Here is a 20,253-nt window from a genome sequence, read left to right as displayed (position 1 = left end):
GGCGGCCCGGGTCACCGGGGGATCTGGGGCGGCCCCTGTGTCCAGGACTTGGCGGCCGCACCGCGGCTCCGGGACGCGGCCGAGCCCGGAGGGCCCGCGATTCGGGCCCGGCGCAGGCGCTTCAGGTGCCGGGCCGCGCGGGTCGCGCCGGTGTGGTGCTTGGCCGCGGCCAGCCGGGGCGCGGCGCGCTTGTCGACGTCCAGCTCGTCGAGGATCTGGTCGACGCTGGCCAGCAGGGATCCGTGCAGTTCCCACGTGTCGGGCTCGAACTCGGTCTCCGAGCGGAGCAGGCCCGCGATCCGGTCGCGGTCGCGGCGGCCCTCGGTGAGCGCGCGGCCGAGCTCGGCCTCGGCGTGCTCGGCGCGGTCGCTGACCTCCGCAGTGACCATGCGGCCGAAGCTCGTCACCGCGTCCGCGAGGTCGCGCAGCAGGTCGTCGAGGGCCGCCGCGACGTCCGCCGGGTACACGGCCTCGTAGCGGCCCGACTCCTGGCTCAGGTCGGACAGTCCCCGGCAGACCGAGCGCATCGTGACCGTGCAGTGCTCCAGGCTGTCGAGGCCGCTGCGCAGCACGATGCCGGCGTTCAAGGCGTGCCGTGCGGCACGCGGGTTGAGCCGCAGGCTCTCCTCGGCCTGGGACAGCGCGCCGTCGACCTGCACGATGTCGCCGTCCAGGACGCGCGCTTCCTCCAGCCAGGATTCCGCGTGCCGCGGTGAGGCGCCCTGCCGGAGGTCCTTGCCGATGCGGTTGAGCAGGCCGTTCAGGCGGACGCTGAGGTCTTCGATCGCCTCGCCCGCCGGCTGGATGTAGGTCGGCGGCGCGTAGATGAAGTTGCAGAGCATGCCGACGGCCACGCCGATGAGGGTCTCCCCGACCCGCCCGGCGGCCGTGGAGTGGGCGGCGTGCAGGTTGCCCACGCCCAGGACGAGCATGCCGCTGATCGCCACCTCCTCGACGAACGGGTCCACCCGCAGCAGATGCCCGGCGACCAGCGACGCGAGGATGAGAGCGCCCAGGCTCCACCAGTTCAGGTCCACCAGTTCCGCGAACCCGACGGCGATGAGCACGCCGAGCAGCACGCTGAACATGCGGCGGATGCCGGTGGTCAGGGTCGCGTAGGTGGTGACCTGGACCACCAGCAGCGCGGTCAGCGGTGCCAGCAGCGGTGCGGGGTTGTCGGACAGCCACAGCGCGACCACGAACGCGGCCACGGCGGCCACGGTCATACGCAGCGTCCGGACCACGACCGGCTCGTTGCGCCGCTTGACCAGGCCGAGGACGGGTTCCGGAGTGATCGGCATAAGGTTCCCATCCCCGCTGAACGGCCCGCCGACGCGGCCGTGTCAGCCCGCGCCGTGGAAGGTCACCACAACCTCCCTGCCTTCGTCCCACGAGTCGTCGCTGACGACGAGCGCGAACGCGAAGCGGATGCGCTTGACGGGCCGGCCGCGGGAGTTCAGCAGCACCAGTGCCAGGACCTCGTCGCTCGCGGTGGGGTCGTCGGCGCGGTTCGCGGCGACCCAGGCGGTGAAGGCCTCACTCCGGTCGGCGCCGCGGACGAGGATCATGTCGGTCACGTCGTGCGGCAGCACGCCGTCGTCGGCCATCGCTCCGTCCGGGTAGCGGTCGAGGCTGTCGACGTACTCCTGTTCGAACTCGAACACGCGGACGTCGCGCAGTGTCTCCACCGGGACACCGTCCAGCTCGACCTGCCACCTGCCGGTCAGATCCGCACGTGCCACCACGCCTCCCCCTGTCGGTCCTCTCGACCCCGCCCGTCACACCCGGGCGCACGGTCGCCCCCGGGCAGCTTTTCATGAGCGGATCTCGAACACGCGATCGACTTGAGCCGAGGCCGCTCAACCCAACAGCGTGCAAAATCACCCAAAAAAGGAAAATATTGGCAACTTGCCCGTTTGGATCACCCTTACGGTGGAAGAGCGACACGCGCCGACCGCGGCTTCCGCGGTCGGCGCCCGACTGTCCGAGGGAGTTTGCCCATGACCCGTCCGCCCCGCCGCATACGCCTGACCTCCGGCCTCCGTGTCCTCACGGGGGCCGCCGCACTCACGATCGGAGTCGCGGCCTGCGGAGTGGGCGGCTCGGCGGGGAGAGACGTGGCCGCCGGCGCGCACGCGGCGCCGGCACCGCTGCCGTCCCAGCGGTCGCAGGAGCCCCCGGCGTCGCCGTCCACCCAGCCGACGCAGCCGTCGACGTCCCCCACACCGTCGGCGAGCTCCGGCTCCCCCACGCCTTCCGGCACGCCGAGCACGTCTGGTTCCCGGACGCCGTCGGGCACGCCTTCGGCGCCCGGCACCGCCCGCGGAACGGCTCCCGCCCCGCCGCACTCGTCCAACGCGCGGCCCGGGATCCCGGACCAGGCGTCCGCGCCGCCGCTGATACGCCGCGCCGACGCGCCCGGCCGCACCGTCGCGCTCACGTTCGACGACGGCCCCAGCGCGCAGTGGACGCCGCAGATCCTCGAGGTGCTCGACCAGTACGGCGCCAAGGCCGTGTTCTGCCAGATCGGCCCCAACGCGACCGCGAACCCCCGCATGGTCAAGCGCGTCGTGGCCGACGGGCACCGGCTGTGCGACCACAGCATCACGCACGACGAGGGCATGGCGAAGCGCCCTCAGGCACAGATCCAGCACGAGGTCGACGGCGCCCGGCAGCAGATCGCGGCCGTGGCCCCGCCCGGCACCCCGGTGCACTGGTACCGCGCGCCCGGCGGCGGCTGGTCGTCCCAGATCCGGCAGACGGTCGCCGCGTCCGGGATGCGCTCGCTCGACTGGTCGGTCGACACCCGCGACTGGGAGAAGCCGGGCGTCGACGCGATCGTCGCCAACGTGAAGCGCGAGCTGCGGCCCGGCGGCGTGATCCTGATGCACGACGGCGGCGGCGACCGCGCCCAGACCGTCGCGGCGCTGAAGGAGATCCTGCCGTGGCTCGTCCAGGAGGGGTACACCTTCACGTTCCCCGCGTCCTGACCGGGGAGCCCGGCACCGGAGGCGGGGACCGGAGTCGCGGCGCGCGGAGCGGCCGGCTCGACGGGGAGGGACGTGACCGCTTCCCCGCGTCCTGGCCCGCCCCGCGCCGGAGGCGCCCGCCGCGACTCCGATCCCACCGCTCCGCCGCGGCCGGTCCTTGTCGCCCCAGGCGCGCGCGGGCGGCGGGCACTCGTGCGGCAGCGTGGACGGCGGCAGCGCGTCGTCCGGCACCGCGCCACTACCTGCGCCGACGCCGCGGCCACGGCCCTCCCCGTCGAGCCGCCCGCTCCGTTCCCCCGCGTCCCGGCCCGCCCCGCGCCGGAGGCGTGTAGGACGCCGCCGGTGCCGCCCCCTGCGTGTCGGCGCGGGGCGGTGTGGCGCCCGGGTCCCGCGCGCCCGCCGCGGGCGGGACCGGCGGCGCGAGGTGCCGGCCGCGGTGCCTCGGCGCGGGGCCGCGTAGCGCGGCGGGTCCCGGGCGCCCGCTCGCGGGCGGTTCCGGTGGGGCGCGCATTGGCATTCGGCCGCCCGGCGCGTGAGCCTGGAAGAGGAAGCCGATCCCAGACTCCCGTCCGCAGCCGTGCGCGCCCACGGCGCCGAAGTGGAGGGAAACCGTGAAGCTCACCTTCCTCGGACCGTTGTACGCCCGGCCCGGCCCGTACGCGTGCGCCTACCTGGACACCTCGCGTGACGTCGAGGAGCCCGACAGCGCGATCGACCGACGCCGACGGCACGTCCACGAGGAGCTGGCCGCGCAGGGCGCGGATGTGGCCAGCACCGGCACGGTCGCGCGCGTGCTGGGCGCCGACGAGGACATTCCGGGGCGCCACGGGCAGGCGGTGTTCGCCGCGCGCGGGCATCTGGCGCTGGTCGAGGAGCTGCCGCACCCGCCGGAGCGGGAGACGGCGACGTTCACCACCGTGCCGGACGCGATGCCGCTGGCCCGCCAGCACGCGCCGGACATCCCGTACGTGGCGGTCGCCGTGCACCGCGCGCACGATCCCGAGGACGTCCCGGTCGACGTGTGGGAGATCGGCGTGCAGTCCGGCCGCTGGCCGGTCGCGCGCCTGGCCCCCGGCCCCGTGGATCGCCGGACGGTGCCGTACGACCAGTGGCCGCGCGCCGCCGCGGAGGTCGCCGCGGGCCTCGCCGCCGCGGCCGACGGCGGCGAGGCGGAGACGATCGTGCTGTGCGGGCCGCCGCGGATGACCACGGCTCTGGCGGGCCGGCTGCCCCGACGGCTGTCGGGCCGTGTCACACGCGTCGCCAAGGACGCGGACCGCGCCGAGGAGTGGCCGGAGCCGCCCGGGCGCGCCATCCTCGAAGCTGATCTCGCACGCGTGTTCGACGGCCGCCTGGCGGCACTCGACCAGCAGCGCCTGGAACGCTTCCGCTCCTGCCGGGCCCGCGGCGAGGGCTGCGTCGACGGCCTCGCCGACACGCTGGACGCGCTGCGCCGCGGCGAGGTCGAGGCGCTGTTCGTCACCGACCCTCCCGAGCCCCGCCCGCCGCTGTACGTCGGGGTCACACCCAGGCAGGTCGGGCTGAGCGCCGAGGAGGTGTTCGCGCAAGGCGTGGACTCGTGCTGGCAGGAGTCGGCGCCGGACGCCGCGCTGATCCGGGTCGCGGTGGGAACCGGCGCGGACCTCGTCGTCGTCGCCCGGAACCGCCTCGCCCTCGCCGACGGCGTGGGGGCGCTGCTGCGCTAGTCCGACGATCCGGAGGAGGCGACGACCATGACCTACGCCGACCGCCGCGAGGCGGGCATGGAGCTCGCACCGCTCCTGGAACACCTGCGCGGCGCGGACGTCGTCGTGGTCGGGCTGCCCCGCGGCGGCGTCCCCGTCGCGTACGAGGTCGCCCGCTCGCTCGGCGCGCCGCTGGACGTGATCGCGGTCCGCAAGCTCGGCGCGCCGTTCCAGCCCGAGCTGGCGATGGGCGCGATCGGCGAGGACGGCACGCGCGTCCTGCACGAGGAGGTCCTGCGCGGCTTCGACATCAGCGGCGCCGAACTCGCCGACGCCGAGGAGCGGGCCCGCGAGGAGATCGCGGCCCGCACGGCGCGGTGGCGCGCCGACCGCGACCCGGTGCCGCTCAAGGGCCGTACCGCGGTGGTCGTCGACGACGGGGTGGCCACCGGATCCACCGCCCGCGCGGCCTGCCAGGTGGCCCGGGCCCGCGGCGCCGAACGGGTCGTTCTCGCCGTGCCGGTCGGCCCGCCCGACCTGGCCCGGGCGATGGCCGACGTCGCCGACGAGGTGGTGTGCGCGATGACGCCGGTGTTCTTCCACGCGGTCGCGCAGGGCTATGTCGACTTCACCCAGACGACGGACGACGAGGTGACCGCGCTGCTCGACCGCGCGGCGCACCCGGAAGACACCGAAGTCACCCCGGACCCGCCCGCCTTCGACGACGAGGTCGAGGTCGACGTCGGACCGGTGCGCCTGCCGGGCCACCTCACCCTGCCCGACGGGGCATCCGGAGCCGTCGTGTTCGCCCACGGCAGCGGCAGCAGCCGCCACAGCCCGCGCAACCGCGCGGTCGCCGCCCACCTCAACCGCGCGGGGCTCGGCACACTCCTCTTCGACCTGCTGACCCTCGACGAAGAACCCGACCGCGACCGCGTGTTCGACATCCCGTTCCTCGCCGAACGCCTCCTCGGCGCGGTCCGCTGGCTGCGCCGCCGGCCCGACACGACCGGCATCGCGATCGGCGTCTTCGGCGCCAGCACCGGCGCGGGCGCCGCCCTCTGGGCCGCCGCCGAACACGACAGCGGCATCAGCGCCGTCGTCTCCCGAGGCGGCCGCCCCGACCTCGCCGCCGACCGCCTCGACGACGTCACCGCCCCGACGCTCCTCATCGTCGGCGGCAACGACCCCCAGGTCCTCGCCCTCAACCACGACGCCTACGACCGACTCCCCGGCACCAAGCACCTGACCGTCGTCTCGGGCGCCACCCACCTGTTCGAGGAACCGGGCGCGATGAACGTCGTGGCGGGCCAGGCCGCGCGGTGGTTCACGACGCACCTGTGAGCGAGCGGGGTCGAGGGCGGCGCGGGCGAACGTGCACCGCCGGCACCGACCGAGACCCGCGCGCGGCCTGCTTGCCCCGCCGACCGAGACGCACTACCGGACGCGCATACCGCGCCCGACCGCAACCGGGCCGACGACTCGCCGCTGCTACCCCCGTCGACGAACGATCCCGGCCCCGGCCGCAGCTCGACGTGCGTCGGATGCCGGCCCGGACCGGGGACCGGCCCCGCGCGGCGGCCTACGATATTGGGGAATCCGTACTGACAGAGGTCTCCCCACCATGAGCACGACCACGCCCGGACAGCCCGCCTTCGAAGACCTCATGGCCGAGGTCATGGCCGACGCCGAACGCTTCGGCCACCGCGAGCACGTGCGGCTCACGTGGCTGGCCGTCCGCCGGTGCGGCGTGCCCGGGGCGGTCGACCTCGTCGGCAACGGCATCCGGCGTACCGCGGCCAGGGCGGGTGTCCCCGAGAAGTTCCACGCGACCATGACCCGCGCGTGGGTGGAACTCGTCGGCCACCACGCGGCCGCGGACCCCCGCGACGATTTCGCGGCCTTCGCCGAGGCGAACCCGGACCTGCTGGACAAGGACCTGCTGACCCGGTTCTACCGCGAGGAGACCCTGGCCGGCGCACCCGCTAAATCGCGATGGATCGCGCCCGACCGCGCGGCGTTCCCGTGGGAGCGGGGCGGGGCGGTGTCCGACCGCGGGTGATGCCCCGCGGGCCGCGCGGGGACGCGGACGGGCGTCGGAGAAGGGTCGTCCCGTCAGGTCGGCGGGGTGTCGGGGTGGCGGGTTTCCGTGGCCAGGCGCTGGACCAGGGTGCGGAGCGGGGTGCCGGCTTCGGCGGCCCGGCGGAGGCGGGATGCTGATCCGCCGGTGGCGAGTTCGGTGTCGGCCAGCGCGGTGACGCGGTCGTGGTCGCCGTGTGCCTGGAGGGTCGGCTCGTGGCGCTTCAGGAGTGCGCGGACGAGGTCGGCGGCGGGGACGGCGTGGCCGGAGACCGGGTCGAGCAGGTCACCGGCGAGGCCGGAGCGGGCGGCGCGCCAGGTGGCCGCGCGGAGCCATTGCTGGCGGGGCACGCGCGGGGCCCCGCCGGTGCCGACGGCCTGGCACGCGTCCACGACCATGGCGCGGAAGAGGCCGGCGAGCAGGACCACGGTGTCGACGCGCGGGCACGAGTCGCAGACGCGCAGTTCCAGCGTCCGCTGGTGCTCCGACGGGCGGATGTCGTAGTAGACCATGCCCCGGTCGCCGATGACCTCGCCCGCGAGCAGGGCGTCGACGAGCGCGTCGTACTCGGCGGCGGAGGCGAAGGACCCGGGTGGGCCGGCGCTGGGCCAACGCTGCATGACCAGGGTGCGCCAGCTCGCGTAGCCGGTGTCGGTGCCCAGCCAGAACGGCGAACTCGCGGACAAGGCGAGGAGGACCGGGAGCCATGGTGCCAGCACGCCCATGGCCCGGACGCCGGTGTCGCGGTCGGGCACGTCGACGTGCACCTGGGCGGCGCAGACCAGTTGCTCGTCGGCGACCGCCCCGTACTCGCGCGAGATGTGCTCGTAGCGGGGCGCGGCGGTCACGTCGACGCTGCCGGTCTCGGACAGCGGCACACTGCCCGCCGCCACGACGGCCAGGCCCAGAGGTTCGGCCGCGGCCGCCAACCGCCGGCGCGCGCGGACCAGGTCGGCCCGCAGCGCGTCAAGGGTGGTGTGGACGTCGCTGTTGGTCTCGACGACGGACTGCTGGAACTCGCGGACGAACGTGCGTTCCGGCAGCCGGTCGAGCAGCCCCGGCGCGGCGGGCGCCAGCAGGCCGGTGGCCGCGTCGACGATGTGGAACTCCTCCTCGACCCCGACCGCGACACCGCCGTCCGGCCCGGATCGGTCGTCCACGTGTGGCTCCTCCTCGGCGGGGAACGGTTCGGCCGTACGTACCTCGGCGTGCGGACACGTCGCGACGCACGCGGCCCTTCGCTTGCGGCTGCTGCCCCGAAGACGCCGGATCAACCGTGGCCCGCCGGACCGCCGCGATGAGCCGTACACCGGACCGGGCCGCCGACTACACTCCGGTCCTCGACGGGCACAACGGCGTGCGGGGGGGGTTGCACATGTCGACGGAGTCGTGGGCGGAACTCGGAGACGCCATCGGGGCGATCCGCCAGGAGCTCCAACGGGCCATGGCGGACGGCGACGGTCAGCAGCTGCGTTTCCGGGCCGGCCCGGTCGAACTGGAGTTCACCGTCGAGGTGACCTTGGAAGGCAGCGCGGGAACGAAGGTTCGGGTCCTGCCGTGGAGCGTCGAGGCCAAGGGCGGCGTGACGGCGGCGCGTTCCAATCGCGTCAAGATCACCCTCCAGCCGGTCGACGCGGACGGCGCCGACGCCGAGATCAGCTCCAGCAGCGACCGGCGCCCTGAGTAGGACACCGAACGTCTCAGTCCACAGCTGAGAGCCGGACCACGCCCACGGACGCGGTCCGTCCGCTCACGCTCGCGGCACACGCCCGCCGGCGCCCGGCCTCGACCGGGACGGGCGCCTGCTCGGGGCCCCCCTCCCCCGCCGGGATACACGACGTCCAACGCGCTCCCGGGCGTCACGGAGTCCATCAGCACAGCCACCCCGTCGGTCGCCCAGACCCCGCAGTCCTCCCACGCGGTCAGCGGGGGCGGCGGGCGGCCCAGGTGGTGCGTTCGGTGCGGACGGTCAGGTCGCGGCGGCGCAGGATGCTCTGCGGGCTGTCGGGATCGAGGAGCCGGTCGAGGGCCGCGAGGTCTTCCGAGGGCAGGGTGTCACCGATGCTGCCGCGCATGCGTTCGAAGGCTCCGAGGGCGTAGCGGGCGACGGCGGGGTTGTCGGTGCCGTCGAGGTCGACCTTGACGGTGCCCTTGTCGACGACGGTGAACCCGGCGGCGGTCAGCAGGGGTTCCCAGTCGGCACCGCGGTAGGGCATGTGCTCGGCGTGGAGGCGGTCGCTCGCCGCGTGGCAGCGTTCTTCGAGGCCGGGGCGGTCCTCGGGGGCGTTGTCGGGGAGGAACCGCGGCAGGCCGGACAGCTCGACGAGGGCGAACAGGCCGCCGGGCGGGAGCGCGTCGTGGACGGCCCGCAGCGCGTGGTCGGGGTCGGCCATGTGGTGCATCGACGCCGAGGCCCAGACGAGGTCGGGAGTGCCGAGGTCGGGCCAGGCGGTGTCGAGGTCGGCCTGGACGGCGTGGACGCGGTCGCCGAGGTCGCGCGCGGCGGCGTTCCGCCGGAGCCGGTCGAGGTGCTCCGCCGAGGAGTCGACGGCGGTGACGTGGGCCTCGGGGAAACGGGCGAGGAGGGCGAACGTCCCTGCGCCGGTGCCGCAGCCGAGATCGACGATGCGGCGCGGGGCCGCGCCCAGCGGCAGCCACGCGGTGATGGCATCGGTGTACTCGGCGAGCACTTCGGCGTCGAGGTCGAGCAGCTCCGCCGTCCCGGCGCCGTCGTGGGCGCCGTCGTGGGCGCCGTCGTGGTCGTGGGCGTGGGCGTGCTGATGCGAGTGCCCGTGCTGGTGCTGCGGTCCGTACCGGTGAGCGTGCCGGTCGTGCGGAGCGGGGTGGGTCATGGCGTCACCCTAGGTCGGCCGTGGGCGTGGATCGGCGCGGCTTGCCGGACCGGCAAGGCGATGCCCCTCCGGCCTGCCGTACGCGCAAGGCGCCATGGTCGAGCGGGGGTCAGCGGCTGGCGCGCCGCGTACCGCCGGCGTCGCGATCGCCGTCCCCGCGCTCGTGGTCGCGGCGGGCGACGCGGTCGAAGATGCCGAGGATCTCGCAGGGCCCGCCCTCGGCGCCGATGGCGTGCGGGAGCATCGTCGGGAACTCCGCGGCCTGGTTGGTCTCGACGCGCAGGCGGCGGTTGCCCAGCAGCAGGACGGCGGTGCCGGACAGCACGACGAGCCATTCGCGCCCGGGGTGGGCGCGCATCCGCGCGGGGTTGTCCGGCGGCGGCTCGGTGATGCGCTGCCGGACGACGGTCATGCCGGGTTCCGCCTTGACGGGCCAGCGCATCAGGCCGCGGGCGGCGTCGGTCATCGGGCTGACGACCACGTCGTCGGCGGCGGTCTCGACGAGCTGGTCGAGGCTGGTGTCGAGGGCGCGGGCGAGTGTGACGAGGCTGTCGAGCGCGAGCCGCCGCTGGCCGTTCTCGATGCGGCTGAGCGTGGACGGACTGAGCCGCGCCCGCCCGGCCAGCTCGTCGAGCGACCACCCTTGCGCGACCCGCAGCGCCCGGATGCGCCTGCGGACCAGGGTGTCGAGGTCACCGTCGTCTTGCGTCATGAGCAACAGCGTATGCCGCTGCTGCAAAGCTTGAGGGCGGCCACCACGCCGCCCGCATTGTCGGTCCGCGCCGCGACCGTCCGTCGGCTCACCGCACCCGCGCCCGGGAGGAGACACACAGCGCGCGGCTTCGCCCATGGGCGGGTCGGGGCTGGTGGTTCGGTCGGCCGAGCCGGTCAGGAATTCGGTTTGGCCAGGCTGACGGGGCCCTTCGTCCCGGCCGGCTCGTTCTCCGGGAAGTGGCAGGCCACCTGGTGGCCCGACCGCAGTTCGCGCAGGGGTGGTTCGACCTGGCGGCAGATCTCCTGGGCCTTCCAGCAGCGGGTGTGGAAGCGGCAGGCCGGGGGCGGGTCGATCGGGGAGGGGACGTCGCCGCTGAGGAGGATGCGCCGGTTGCGGTCGCGGCCGCCGGCCTGCGGGACCGGGACGGCGGACATCAGCGCGACGGTGTACGGGTGCATCGGCGTCCGGTACAGCGACTCGCGCCCGCCGACCTCGACGATCTTGCCGAGGTACATCACGGCGACCCGGTCGGACACGTGCCGCACCACGGCCAGGTCGTGCGCGATGATCACGTAGGTCAGGCCGAGTTCGTCCTGGAGGTCGTCGAGCAGGTTGACGATCTGCGCCTGGATCGACACGTCCAGCGCGGACACCGGCTCGTCGGCCACGATCATCTTCGGCCGCAGCGCCAACGCCCGGGCCACGCCGATGCGTTGCCGCTGGCCGCCGGAGAACTCGTGCGGGTAGCGGTTGTAGTGCTCGGGGTTGAGGCCGCACAGTTCGAGCAGGTCCTGCACCGCGCGTTTGATGCCCTGCTCGGTCTTGATGTGCTGGAGCCGGAACGGCGCTCCGACGATCCGGCCGACGGTGTGCCGGGGGTTCAGGGACGAGTACGGGTCCTGGAAGACCATCTGGAGGTCGCGGCGGTGCGACCGCATCGCGCCGCGGCTCAGGTGCGTGATGTCGTGTCCCTCGAACGTGATCCGCCCGGCGGTGGGTTCGTCGAGCCGCATGACCAGCCGCGCGGTGGTGGACTTGCCGCAGCCGGACTCGCCGACGATGCCGAGCGTCTGGCCGGGTTCGACGGTGAAGTCGATGCCGTCCACGGCGCGGACGGCGGAGATCTCGCGCTGCATCAGGCCGTGCCGGATCGGGAAGTGCTTGACGAGTCCGGAGACCTCGAGCAGTGGGGCGTCCGGGGGCCGCTCGGTCGGCGTCTTCGCCTTGCCGTTGCCCAGGGAAATTCTCATAGCCGCGGTCGCACCTCCTCGCGGAACACCCGTGCGCGGACCTCCGCTTCGAGGTGGCACGCCACGAGGTGCCCCGGCTCGCCCGTCTCGCGCAGCTTCGGCACCTCGTCGAACGAGCGTGTGCCGTTGAGCTTCGCGTACGGGCACCTCGGGTGGAACGGGCACCCTTCCGGCACCCGGATCAGGCTCGGCGGCTGCCCGGTGATGGGCACGAGCCGTTCCTGCCGCTCGCGGTCCATGCGCGGGACGGAGCTGAGCAGCCCCCACGTGTACGGGTGCTGGGGCCGGTTGAACACCGATTCGGCGGGGCCGGTCTCGGCGCTCTTGCCGGCGTACATCACCAGGACGTCGTCGGCGAGTTCGGCGACGACGCCCAGGTCGTGCGTGATGATCATGACGGCGGAGCCGAACTCCTGCTGGAGGTCCCGGATCAGGTCGAGGATCTGCGCCTGCACGGTGACGTCGAGCGCCGTGGTCGGCTCGTCGGCGATGAGCAGGTCCGGGTCGTTGACGAGCGCCATGGCGATCATCGCGCGCTGCCGCATGCCGCCGGAGAACTGGTGCGGGTAGTCGTTGGCGCGGCGGTCGGGCTGCGGGATGCCGACGCGGCGCAGCATCTCGACGGTGCGCGTGCGGGCCTCGTGGCGGCCGGCCTTCGGGTGGTGGACCTTGTAGGCCTCGTCGATCTGCCGCCCGACCGTGTAGAAGGGGTGCAGCGACGTGAGCGGGTCCTGGAAGATCATCGCCATGCGCCGCCCGCGCAGCCGCCGCACGGCCTCCGGGGAGGCGCCGACCAGTTCCTGCCCGTCGAGCAGGATCCGGCCGTTGATGTTCACGCGTGCGCTGCGGTGCAGTCCCATGACGGCCAGCGAGGTGACAGACTTGCCGGAGCCTGACTCGCCGACGATGCCGAGCGTGCGGCCCTGTTCGAGGCCGAAGGACAGTCCGTCCACGGCGCGGACCACGCCGTCCTCGGTGCTGAACGTGACGTGCAGGTCGTCTACTTCGAGGAAACTCATGGCGGCCTCACGAATATCGCACGCGCGGGTCGAGGACGACGTACAGGATGTCGACGAGCAGGTTCGCGATGACGATGAAGAACGCCGCGAGCGTGGTGACCGCCATGATCTTGGGCAGGTCGTTCTCGTTGATCGCTTGGACGGCGTACTGCCCCACCCCCGGGAGTGAGAACGCCGTCTCGGTGAGCACCGCGCCGCCGAGCAGCAACCCCAGGTCGAGGCCGAAGATCGTGACGATCGGGGTGAGGGCCGCGCGCAGGCCGTGCCGTACGACGACGACGCGCTCGTTCAGCCCTTTCGCGCGTGCGGTGCGGATGTAGTCCTCGGCCATCGTCTCGAGCATCCCGGCGCGCGTCAGCCGGGCGTATAGGGCCGAATAGAGGAAGGCAAGGGTCACCCAGGGCAGGACGAGGTTCTTCGCCCAGGCGACCGGATCCTGTGTCAGTGGTACGTAGTGCAGGTTGGGGAAGATCGCCCACTTGTAGCTGAACAGCGAGAGCGACACCAGCGCGGTGAAGAAGATCGGGAGCGACACGCCGGCGAGGGCGATGCCCATCGACAGCCGGTCGAAGATGCTTCCGCGCTTGAGCGCCGAGATGACGCCGATCGTGACGCCGGTGAAGACCCAGATCACCGCGGCGCCGAAGGCGAGGGACAGCGTGACGGGCAGCCGCTGCGTGATCTGCGGCCACACCGGCAGGTGGGTCTTGAACGAGTAGCCGAAGCACGGCACCGCGCAGTGCGACGCGTCCGGCCCGTAGTGGAACGTGCGGCCGGCGAAGATGCCGTGGATGAACTGCCAGTACTGCGTGTAGAGCGGCTGGTCGAACCCGAGGTTCTTCTTGACCGCCGCGAGCGCCTCCGGGCTCGGGTCGCGGCCGACGTACTGTGCGGCGAGCTGCGAGCTGGACTCCCCGGCGAGGCGCGGCACCAGGAAGAAAATCGCGAACGTGATGGCGCTCACGACAAACAGCAGCAGTATCGCCGCCAGCGTGCGTCGTATGACGTATGCACCCACGACCCGTCACCCGGGTTTCGGGCTACCGCCCGACGGCACCGGTTACTTGGTGCCGACGAGCAGGTAGTCGTACATGCCGTACGCCGGCGTCACGAACACGTTGGTCGCGGCGTCCGGTCGGTACAGCGGGTCGAGGCGGTACAGCAGCGGGACCAGCGGGGCCTGCTGCATGGCCGCCTTGTCGATGTCACCCCACGCCGCGGTGCGCGCGGCGTTGTCGGTGTTGGAGATCGCGGCCGCCAGCATCTGGTTGACGTTGGGGTCGTTCAACTCGGACAGGTTGCTGTTCCCGGACGCCTTGATCGCGTTGCCGTCCAGGATCTGTTCCAGGAAGCCGTAGCCGGTCGGCCAGTCAGGGGCCCAGGCCATCATCATCAGGCCGAGGTCGTTGGCGTGGACGAACGCCGGAGCTCCCGCGTTGTCGGTGAAGTACTTGCCCGACGGGTACTGCTGGATGTTGACGTTGATTCCCACCTGCTTCAGGGAGGCTTGGACGGCCTGCGCGATGGCGACCTCGTTCGGCCGGTCGGAGCGTGCCGAGAGGTTGGTGCTGAAGCCGTCGGGGTGGCCGCACTGCGCGAGCTGGTCCTTGGCCTTCTGGAGGCCGTCGGGCGAGTTCGCGCCCTTGTTGTCGGTGGTCGGGTACGCGTTGTACGGCGTGTATCCGCTGACCGAGGTCGGCAGGATCGTGCTCGCGATCTCACCGCGGATCGGCCCGCCGGTGGCGGTCTGCACCGACTGCTTGTCGATGGCGTATTCCACCGCCTGCCGGCAGTGGACGTTGTCGAGCGGCGCGACGTTGGTGGACATCGCCACATAGGCGAGCGCACCGCTGACGGCGTCGTCGACGTGTGCCTTCTGCTGCGGGTTGCCGAGGACGGTGGCCTGAGTGGCCGCCGCCATTCCGGCTCCGGCGAGGTCCATCGTCGCGTTGCCCGCGATCAGGTTGTTGTCGACCGTGGTCTGCGCGATGTTGAACTGCACGTTGATCCGGTCCGGGTACTGCTTGCGGATCGGGTCGCTGGCCGGGTTCCAGTTCGGGTTCTTGACCAGGCTGGCGCCGACGCCGTCCTGGTAGGACGCGAACATGTACGAGCCGGACGCCACCACGTTCTTGACGTAGTCGGAGCCGTTGTCCTTCGCCTGCGGAACCGGCGCGGTCTCCGGGCTGCTCACCAGGTAGTCGAAGTCCGCGAAGGGCTGGTTGAGGTGGAAGACGATGGTGGTCGCGTCGGGTGTCTCAATGGAGTTGAGGCCGCCCGTCTTGTCCTTGTACGGCCCCTGGTAGGCCGGGGTGTTGTCCTGCAGGTACTGGTGGAAGTACGTCGGCCCGTTGGACAGCGCCTCGGGGGCGAAGTTGCTGCGCTCGACGGCGTACTTGACGTCGGCCGTGGTGATCGGCGTGCCGTCGGAGTACTTCAGGTCGGGCCTGATGTGGTACGTCCACGTCCGTCCGCCGTCGCTCGGCGCGCCGAGGCCGGAGGCCAGGTCCGGGACGAGCTTGAGCCCGTCCTGCCCGGGAGCCGGCTGGAACGTGGTGAGCGCACGCGTGTACAGCCGCGAAAAGTCCCACATGAACGCGTAGTACGTGTTGCCCGGGTCCATCGAGTCGGGCGTGCTGGACAGCTGGTACGTGACCGTGCCGCCGGCGTGGTCCGACTCGTTGACGATCCCCTTGTTGCCCGCGTTGAACTCGGCCTTGGCCGAGGACCCCGACGGGCCGGCACCGCTGCTGGTGCTGCTTCCCCCGGACGATCCGCACGAGGTCATCACGAGCGCACCCGTGGCGGCCACGGCGATGATCGCTGCGGTCTTCCCCCGGCGTCCCCCCGTCCGTCGCCGGACGCGTTTCGTACTGCCGGGCATGGTCTGACTCCTCTCGGAACGGTGAGCTGGATGGGACGCGGTAGGGCGCGGAGCGCGCGGGTCGCCGGGCGACATCACAGGCCCCGCGGGTCGAGGGCGTCGCGCAGCCCGTCGCCGAGCAGGTTGAACGCCAGGACGGTGACGAAGATGGCGAGGCCGGGCACGATCATGAACTCCGGGTCGGCCTGGTAGAGGCTCACGGCCTGGTTGAGCATGCCGCCCCAGGACGCCTGCGGCGGTTGGATGCCGACGCCGAGGAAACTCAGGCCGGCCTCGAACAGGATGTTCGTCGGGATCAGCAGCGTCGCGTACACGATGATCGGCGCGACGAGGTTGGGAAGCAGTTCGCGGAAGAGGATGTACGGGCCGCGTGCGCCCAGGCTGCGCGCCGCGTCGACGAACTCCCGCGAGCGCAGCGACAGCGTCTGGCCGCGGATGATGCGGCCCATATAGGGCCAGCTGAAGAAGCCGATGACGAAGATCAGGACGCTGATGTGCAGCGTGAGGCCGTGCAGTCCGAACGCGCCGTTCTGCAGGGACGCGGACAGCGCGATGGCGAACAGAAGCAACGGGAACGCGAGGAAGATGTCCATGAGGCGGCTGATCACGCTGTCGACCCAGCCTCCGTAGTAGCCCGCGGTCACCCCGAAGACCACGCCGAGGACGACGGACAGCAGCGTCGCGCCGAACGCCACCGCGAGCGACACCCACGAGCCCTCGATGATGCGGGCGAGCAGGTCGCGGCCGAACTGCGGCTCGACCCCCAGCGGGTGGTCCCAGCTGATGCCGCCGAGGGCGCCCTTGGGGCGCAGCAGCTCGGGGTTGATCAGATCCTGGTGGAACCTGTTCGGGTCGAGGGAGAAGATGCGCTCGATCGGCTTGGCCAGCAGCGCCATGAGGACCAGGCAGCCGGCGACGATGCCGCCGGCGACCGCCCAGCGGTCCCGCTTGAACCGCACCCAGGCGATCTGCCAGGGCGAACGCCCCTCGACGGCCTGCGAGGAGACGCCGGAGAGCGTCGCTTCCGGACGCGCCTCTTCGGCCGACTCGGGGAATTCGACGGGACTGACCATCGCTGCGCAGCCTCCCAGGCTTGCGGAGACCGGCGCCCACCCCGAGCTTCGGGTCAGCGAAGAGGCGCCTGTGTCACGGGTGTCACGGGAACTATGTGCTGAAGCTGTGTGTCACAACCGGCTCGTGTGCCGCTGGTCCGTCACCCGCTCTCGCGCTGTCAGGCGTGTTAGGTGCCGGGCGCCGTGCCGTTCGGCGGGTCGCCCGCAGAGCGCCGCTACCCCGTGCGCGGTGGATGACGCAGCACTGTTTTCCGCGTCACCACGCACCCACGGGTCGCGCCGTTCGGAACCGGGCGTCAGCGCGCCGCGGCGACCAGTCCGGCCAGGTCCAGGCTGTCCCCGCACACCTCGGTGAGCCACGCGTCGTCGATGTACTCGAACACGCCCGTCTCGGTGTCGAGCAGGCCGACGCTCCCGTCCGTCACCCGCTGCTCGGGGTTGACGGGCTCCGGATCCCACTTGGTCACCCGCGGCCGCACCAGCTGCGCCAGCGCGAACGACGTCGTCCGCCCGTAATAGCGCGGCCCGTTGGGGTGGTGGTAGTGGCCGCTGATGTGGAACCGCGGCTGGAGGTGCTCGATGAGCCGGGTCAGCTTGGCAGACCCCTGGACCTCGCCGTGGCGGTTCTGCGACATGCCGTACGGGCCGTCGTGGGTGACCAGGACGTCCACGCCGCCGGGCTCGGCGGCCATCAGCCGGTCGTACGCGTCGGGCTCGAAGTCCATGTATCCGGGGGACTCGATGAGGCCGAGGAACGCCGTCCGCTCCCCCGCGACGTCCACCACGTTGCCGCAGGCCACATGCCGGTACGCGCCCAGCGGATCCACCGGCACGACGTCCGCGCCCGCGGCCTCGTGCAGCCCGTCCAGCCACTCGTGGTCCTCGTGGTTGCCGCTGACGAACAGCACCGCCGGGACCTCGTCGAGGGCCGCGCGGACGCCTTCCGCGAACCCCGGCGCCGGGTCGAGCAGCCGGACGAAGTCGCCCTGCGCCGGGTGGTCCCGGCCGAACCGCCGGCTCGGCTCGTCGTACCGCTCGGGCGTCGGATAGGCGCCGAGGTCCCCCACCTGCACCACGGCGTCGAGCCGGACCCCGCGCCGGGCCTGCAGCATCACGGCGGCACCGAGCGCGTGCAGCACACAGCCGTGGACATCCCCTAAGAACGCGATCTTCATCTGCGCATCCCCCTCTCGCGTGCCGGCTTTCGGCACATCGCGAGCGTGGCACACCGCGCCGCCTGTCGGGCACGAGTCGGCGGCCCGCGTGCCGGAGCACGGGTGAGCGGTGGGCGGGGCGCCGTCGTGCGCGCCGGAGTGGAATCCTTGTCGCGGCGTATTTCCACCGGCCGGGTCGCGGCCACGGCGGACGGGTGTGGCGGTGTGAAGCTCTGCTTCCTGGTCGAGGACAAGTACCGGCGTGACGGCATGCCGCTCGACCTCATCGGGCGGTTGTCCGCGTGGGGCCACGAGGTCGACGTCGTCGAGCCCGGCCGGTCGCTGGTACCGCTAGACGTCCTGCGGCGGCGCGGGCACGACGCGTGGATCCTCAAGACCGTCTCCGAAGGCCCCGGCCTGAGCCTGCTCGACGCCGCGGCTGCCTGCGGGATCACCACGATCAACGACGCGCGGGCGGTGCGCTCGGTCCGCGACAAGGCGGTCGCGGCCGCGGTGGCCCGGCGGTGCGCGCTGCCGGTGCCGGAGACGCTGTACGCGGCGGTGGCGGACGTCGTCGACGTGGTGGACCCCGACCGGTATCCGATCGTCGTGAAACCGGTCGCCGGGCACGCGGGCAAGTCGGTCCACCTCGTCCGCACCCCGGACGAACTGGCCGCGGCGCGGGACGCTCTGCGTGGGACGGGCGCGGTCCTGGTGCAGTCGTACGTCCCCAACTCGGGCGTCGACTACAAGGTCTACAGCCTCGGCGGGGACATCCACGCGACGCTGCGCACCTCGCCGCTGCACCCGGATCGCGCGGTCCGCCCGCGCGAGGTGCCGGTACCGGACGACATGGCGCGCACGGTCGCGGGCATCGGCGAGGTGTTCGGCCTCGACCTGTTCGGCGTGGACGTCGTGGAGGGCCCGGACGGCTGGGTGGTCGTGGACGTCAACGACTTCCCGAGCTTCCGCGCCGTACCCGACGCCGTCGACCGCGTGGCCCGCACCATCCTGCGGCTGGCGGCACGCCCGGTCGTCCCGCCGCAGGGCCGTTCCTGGACGGCCGTGTGAGGATCGCCGTCATCGTCGAGCGGGACGACCACGCCATGCTGGTGGAGTACGCGGCGCTGATGCGCGCCCGCGGCCACGAGGTGGCGTGGCAGCACCCCGGCGCCCGCCGACCCGACCTCTCCGCCGACCTGTACCTGCTGAAGTCGCGCACCCCGCGGGCGCTCCGGCTCGGACGCCGGGCCGAGGCCCTGGGCGCCGCGGTGTGCAACACCGTGGCAGCGACCGAGGCCTGCGTGGACCGCGCGGCGATGGCCGCGCAGGCGCGCGCCGCCGGGCTGCCGTTCCCCGTGACGCACGTGTACCCGCGCGGCGCCGCGGTGTCGGCGCCCGGTCGGCTCATCATGAAGAGCCGGTACTGCCGGCACGACGAACCGCTGCCCGTCGTCGGCGAGGCCGCCGACCTGCGCGCCGCCGGGTGGCGGGACGAGCCGGTGATCGCGCAGGAGTTCGCCGAGGGCGACGGCTGGGACCACAAGTTCTGGGTCATCGGCGACCGGGTCTTCGCCGGCCTGCGGCGGCCTCCGCTGGACGGCGCGGCGGGCGACCCCAAGCACACCGTGCCCGTGCCGAACGTGCCGTCGGACCGGCTCGACCTCGCCCGCGCCGTCGGCGGCGCGTTCGGGCTGCGCGTGTACGGCGTCGACATCATCGCCAGCGACGCGGGGCCCGTGGTCGTCGACGTCAACGCCTTCCCCGGCTTCAGCGGCCTGCCCGGCGCGGCCGAGGCGCTGGCCGACCTGACACCGCGCGTGCTAGACGGGGACGGCGCCGAGGGCCCCGAGGTAGTCGGGCAGTTCCGAGATGTGCCGGAGCGTGTCCGGGCGTGACAGGTCCACCCCGTCGCGGCGGTCCGCGCGCGGCACGTGCACGGACTGGAACCCGTGCGCGCGCGGGCCGAAGACGTCCTTGGCGAGGTTGTCACCCACGAACAGGATGTGCTCGGCCGGGACCCCGCAGGCCGCCACGACGGCGGCGTAGAACCGCGGGTGCGGCTTGCGGTAGCCGATCTCGCAGGACAGCACCGCGTCGGCGAAGCAGTGCGCGATCCCGGCCGCGGTGAGCGTCGCCTTCCGGGCGCGGAGCGAACGCTCGGTGTTGCACGCCAGGACGCACCGCCAGCCGCGCCGGTGCAGCCGCCGCACGGCGGCCGCCGCCTCGGGGTCCACGGCCGCATCGGGCACCGCGGCGAACACGGCTTCGGCGGCCGCGACCGGGTCGGGGACGTCGGCGCCGGACCGGGCCGCCGCCTGCGCGATCACCGTGGCGAACGCGGTGTGCGTGTGCGCCCGCCGGTCGGCCCGGGCGACCTCGTCCTCGACCGCGTCGAACGCTTCCCGGAAGGCCGCCGGGAGCGGCCGGCCCAGCAGGTCCGCGAGCACGGACGCGACGAGGGACGCGTCGGGGTTGGGTCCCGGCCATGCCAGCGTTCCGCTGAAGTCGATCGCCAGTGCCCGGATGTCGTGCATGACCGCCCCCCTTC

At 72.9% G+C, this 20,253-nt stretch carries 19 protein-coding genes; 7 read left to right on the top strand and 12 right to left on the bottom strand.

Annotated features, from left to right (window positions below; translation table 11 throughout):
* Positions 1–11: 11 nt before the first annotated feature.
* Positions 12–1,301, bottom strand: a complete 1,290-nt coding sequence (locus QI554_RS00725) for an FUSC family protein (RefSeq protein WP_281464605.1) — start codon at positions 1,299–1,301, stop codon at positions 12–14.
* Between the two features lie 42 nt (positions 1,302–1,343).
* On the bottom strand, positions 1,344–1,742 hold the full coding sequence (locus QI554_RS00720) for a hypothetical protein (protein WP_281464603.1): 399 nt from the start codon (positions 1,740–1,742) through the stop codon (positions 1,344–1,346).
* 258 nt (positions 1,743–2,000) lie between these two features.
* Between QI554_RS00720 and QI554_RS00715 the strand changes: the two genes are divergently transcribed.
* From QI554_RS00715 to QI554_RS00700, 4 genes are all read left to right on the top strand, one after another.
* Positions 2,001–2,990, top strand: a complete 990-nt coding sequence (locus QI554_RS00715; RefSeq protein WP_281464601.1) for a polysaccharide deacetylase family protein — start codon at positions 2,001–2,003, stop codon at positions 2,988–2,990.
* 611 nt (positions 2,991–3,601) lie between these two features.
* Positions 3,602–4,696 (top strand): baeRF2 domain-containing protein, encoded by a 1,095-nt coding sequence (locus tag QI554_RS00710; RefSeq protein ID WP_281464599.1) that lies wholly within the window; start codon positions 3,602–3,604, stop codon positions 4,694–4,696.
* A 27-nt stretch (positions 4,697–4,723) separates the two neighbouring features.
* Complete coding sequence (locus tag QI554_RS00705) at positions 4,724–6,019, top strand: phosphoribosyltransferase family protein (protein ID WP_281464597.1); 1,296 nt, start codon at positions 4,724–4,726, stop codon at positions 6,017–6,019.
* Positions 6,020–6,299: 280 nt separating this feature from the next.
* Positions 6,300–6,737 (top strand): hypothetical protein, encoded by a 438-nt coding sequence (locus QI554_RS00700; RefSeq protein WP_281464595.1) that lies wholly within the window; start codon positions 6,300–6,302, stop codon positions 6,735–6,737.
* Between the two features lie 53 nt (positions 6,738–6,790).
* On the opposite strand, the gene QI554_RS00695 is transcribed toward QI554_RS00700, so the two are convergent.
* Positions 6,791–7,915 carry a carboxylate-amine ligase gene (locus tag QI554_RS00695; protein WP_281464593.1) on the bottom strand — a complete coding sequence of 375 codons (1,125 nt, stop codon included), beginning with the start codon at positions 7,913–7,915 and terminating at the stop codon, positions 6,791–6,793.
* A gap of 137 nt (positions 7,916–8,052) precedes the next feature.
* On the opposite strand from QI554_RS00695, the gene QI554_RS00690 reads away from it, so the two are divergent.
* A complete protein-coding gene (locus QI554_RS00690; RefSeq protein WP_281464591.1) occupies positions 8,053–8,442 on the top strand; it encodes a trypco2 family protein in 390 nt (129 codons plus the stop codon).
* Positions 8,443–8,677: 235 nt separating this feature from the next.
* Here QI554_RS00690 and QI554_RS00685 read toward each other — a convergent pair whose 3' ends face one another.
* The 8 genes from QI554_RS00685 to QI554_RS00650 all read right to left on the bottom strand — a co-directional run bounded on the left by QI554_RS00685 (position 8,678) and on the right by QI554_RS00650 (position 17,723).
* A complete protein-coding gene (locus tag QI554_RS00685; protein ID WP_281464589.1) occupies positions 8,678–9,607 on the bottom strand; it encodes a class I SAM-dependent methyltransferase in 930 nt (309 codons plus the stop codon).
* 109 nt (positions 9,608–9,716) lie between these two features.
* Complete coding sequence (locus QI554_RS00680) at positions 9,717–10,319, bottom strand: helix-turn-helix domain-containing protein (protein WP_281464587.1); 603 nt, start codon at positions 10,317–10,319, stop codon at positions 9,717–9,719.
* A 176-nt stretch (positions 10,320–10,495) separates the two neighbouring features.
* A complete protein-coding gene (locus QI554_RS00675) occupies positions 10,496–11,572 on the bottom strand; it encodes an ABC transporter ATP-binding protein (protein ID WP_281464585.1) in 1,077 nt (358 codons plus the stop codon).
* The gene (locus QI554_RS00670; protein WP_281464583.1) at positions 11,569–12,591 is read right to left on the bottom strand and encodes an ABC transporter ATP-binding protein; all 1,023 of its coding nucleotides are present in this window, start codon (positions 12,589–12,591) and stop codon (positions 11,569–11,571) included. Before QI554_RS00670 ends, QI554_RS00675 begins: the two co-directional genes overlap by 4 nt.
* Positions 12,592–12,598: 7 nt before the next feature.
* Positions 12,599–13,609, bottom strand: coding sequence for an ABC transporter permease (locus QI554_RS00665; RefSeq protein WP_281464581.1), 1,011 nt, complete (start codon positions 13,607–13,609; stop codon positions 12,599–12,601).
* A 42-nt stretch (positions 13,610–13,651) separates the two neighbouring features.
* Positions 13,652–15,475 carry an ABC transporter substrate-binding protein gene (locus tag QI554_RS00660; RefSeq protein ID WP_281464579.1) on the bottom strand — a complete coding sequence of 608 codons (1,824 nt, stop codon included), beginning with the start codon at positions 15,473–15,475 and terminating at the stop codon, positions 13,652–13,654.
* A gap of 74 nt (positions 15,476–15,549) precedes the next feature.
* Positions 15,550–16,548: an ABC transporter permease gene (locus QI554_RS00655; RefSeq protein WP_281464577.1), complete on the bottom strand. Its 999-nt coding sequence runs from the start codon at positions 16,546–16,548 to the stop codon at positions 15,550–15,552.
* Positions 16,549–16,844: 296 nt separating this feature from the next.
* Complete coding sequence (locus tag QI554_RS00650; protein ID WP_281464575.1) at positions 16,845–17,723, bottom strand: metallophosphoesterase family protein; 879 nt, start codon at positions 17,721–17,723, stop codon at positions 16,845–16,847.
* 204 nt (positions 17,724–17,927) lie between these two features.
* On the opposite strand from QI554_RS00650, the gene QI554_RS00645 reads away from it, so the two are divergent.
* Together QI554_RS00645 and QI554_RS00640 are read left to right on the top strand one after the other, a co-directional pair.
* Positions 17,928–18,773 carry an ATP-grasp domain-containing protein gene (locus tag QI554_RS00645; RefSeq protein ID WP_281464573.1) on the top strand — a complete coding sequence of 282 codons (846 nt, stop codon included), beginning with the start codon at positions 17,928–17,930 and terminating at the stop codon, positions 18,771–18,773.
* On the top strand, positions 18,770–19,600 hold the full coding sequence (locus QI554_RS00640) for an ATP-grasp domain-containing protein (RefSeq protein ID WP_281464571.1): 831 nt from the start codon (positions 18,770–18,772) through the stop codon (positions 19,598–19,600). The genes QI554_RS00645 and QI554_RS00640 overlap by 4 nt, the downstream gene beginning before the upstream one ends.
* On the opposite strand, the gene QI554_RS00635 is transcribed toward QI554_RS00640, so the two are convergent.
* Positions 19,526–20,239, bottom strand: a complete 714-nt coding sequence (locus tag QI554_RS00635) for an HAD family hydrolase (RefSeq protein ID WP_281464569.1) — start codon at positions 20,237–20,239, stop codon at positions 19,526–19,528. The two genes, QI554_RS00640 and QI554_RS00635, sit on opposite strands and share 75 nt — an antisense overlap.
* Positions 20,240–20,253: the final 14 nt, after the last annotated feature.

The organism is Yinghuangia seranimata, from assembly GCF_029953285.1.
GTDB classification, from domain to species: domain Bacteria; phylum Actinomycetota; class Actinomycetes; order Streptomycetales; family Streptomycetaceae; genus Yinghuangia; species Yinghuangia seranimata.
The sequence above is the reverse complement of the archived record's forward strand: the minus strand, read 5'-3'. Positions and strand labels throughout refer to the sequence as shown.

Excerpts from the sequence above, each read along its gene's own strand:
- QI554_RS00725 (WP_281464605.1), bottom strand. The coding sequence starts at position 1,301 with ATGCCGATCACTCCGGAACCCGTCCTCGGCCTGGTCAAGCGGCGCAAC.
- QI554_RS00715 (WP_281464601.1), top strand. The coding sequence starts at position 2,001 with ATGACCCGTCCGCCCCGCCGCATACGCCTGACCTCCGGCCTCCGTGTC.
- QI554_RS00705 (WP_281464597.1), top strand. The coding sequence starts at position 4,724 with ATGACCTACGCCGACCGCCGCGAGGCGGGCATGGAGCTCGCACCGCTC.
- QI554_RS00700 (WP_281464595.1), top strand. The coding sequence starts at position 6,300 with ATGAGCACGACCACGCCCGGACAGCCCGCCTTCGAAGACCTCATGGCC.
- QI554_RS00690 (WP_281464591.1), top strand. The coding sequence starts at position 8,053 with ATGAGCCGTACACCGGACCGGGCCGCCGACTACACTCCGGTCCTCGAC.
- QI554_RS00685 (WP_281464589.1), bottom strand. The coding sequence starts at position 9,607 with ATGACCCACCCCGCTCCGCACGACCGGCACGCTCACCGGTACGGACCG.
- QI554_RS00680 (WP_281464587.1), bottom strand. The coding sequence starts at position 10,319 with ATGACGCAAGACGACGGTGACCTCGACACCCTGGTCCGCAGGCGCATC.
- QI554_RS00675 (WP_281464585.1), bottom strand. The coding sequence starts at position 11,572 with ATGAGAATTTCCCTGGGCAACGGCAAGGCGAAGACGCCGACCGAGCGG.
- QI554_RS00670 (WP_281464583.1), bottom strand. The coding sequence starts at position 12,591 with ATGAGTTTCCTCGAAGTAGACGACCTGCACGTCACGTTCAGCACCGAG.
- QI554_RS00660 (WP_281464579.1), bottom strand. The coding sequence starts at position 15,475 with ATGCCCGGCAGTACGAAACGCGTCCGGCGACGGACGGGGGGACGCCGG.
- QI554_RS00655 (WP_281464577.1), bottom strand. The coding sequence starts at position 16,548 with ATGGTCAGTCCCGTCGAATTCCCCGAGTCGGCCGAAGAGGCGCGTCCG.
- QI554_RS00650 (WP_281464575.1), bottom strand. The coding sequence starts at position 17,723 with ATGAAGATCGCGTTCTTAGGGGATGTCCACGGCTGTGTGCTGCACGCG.
- QI554_RS00635 (WP_281464569.1), bottom strand. The coding sequence starts at position 20,239 with ATGCACGACATCCGGGCACTGGCGATCGACTTCAGCGGAACGCTGGCA.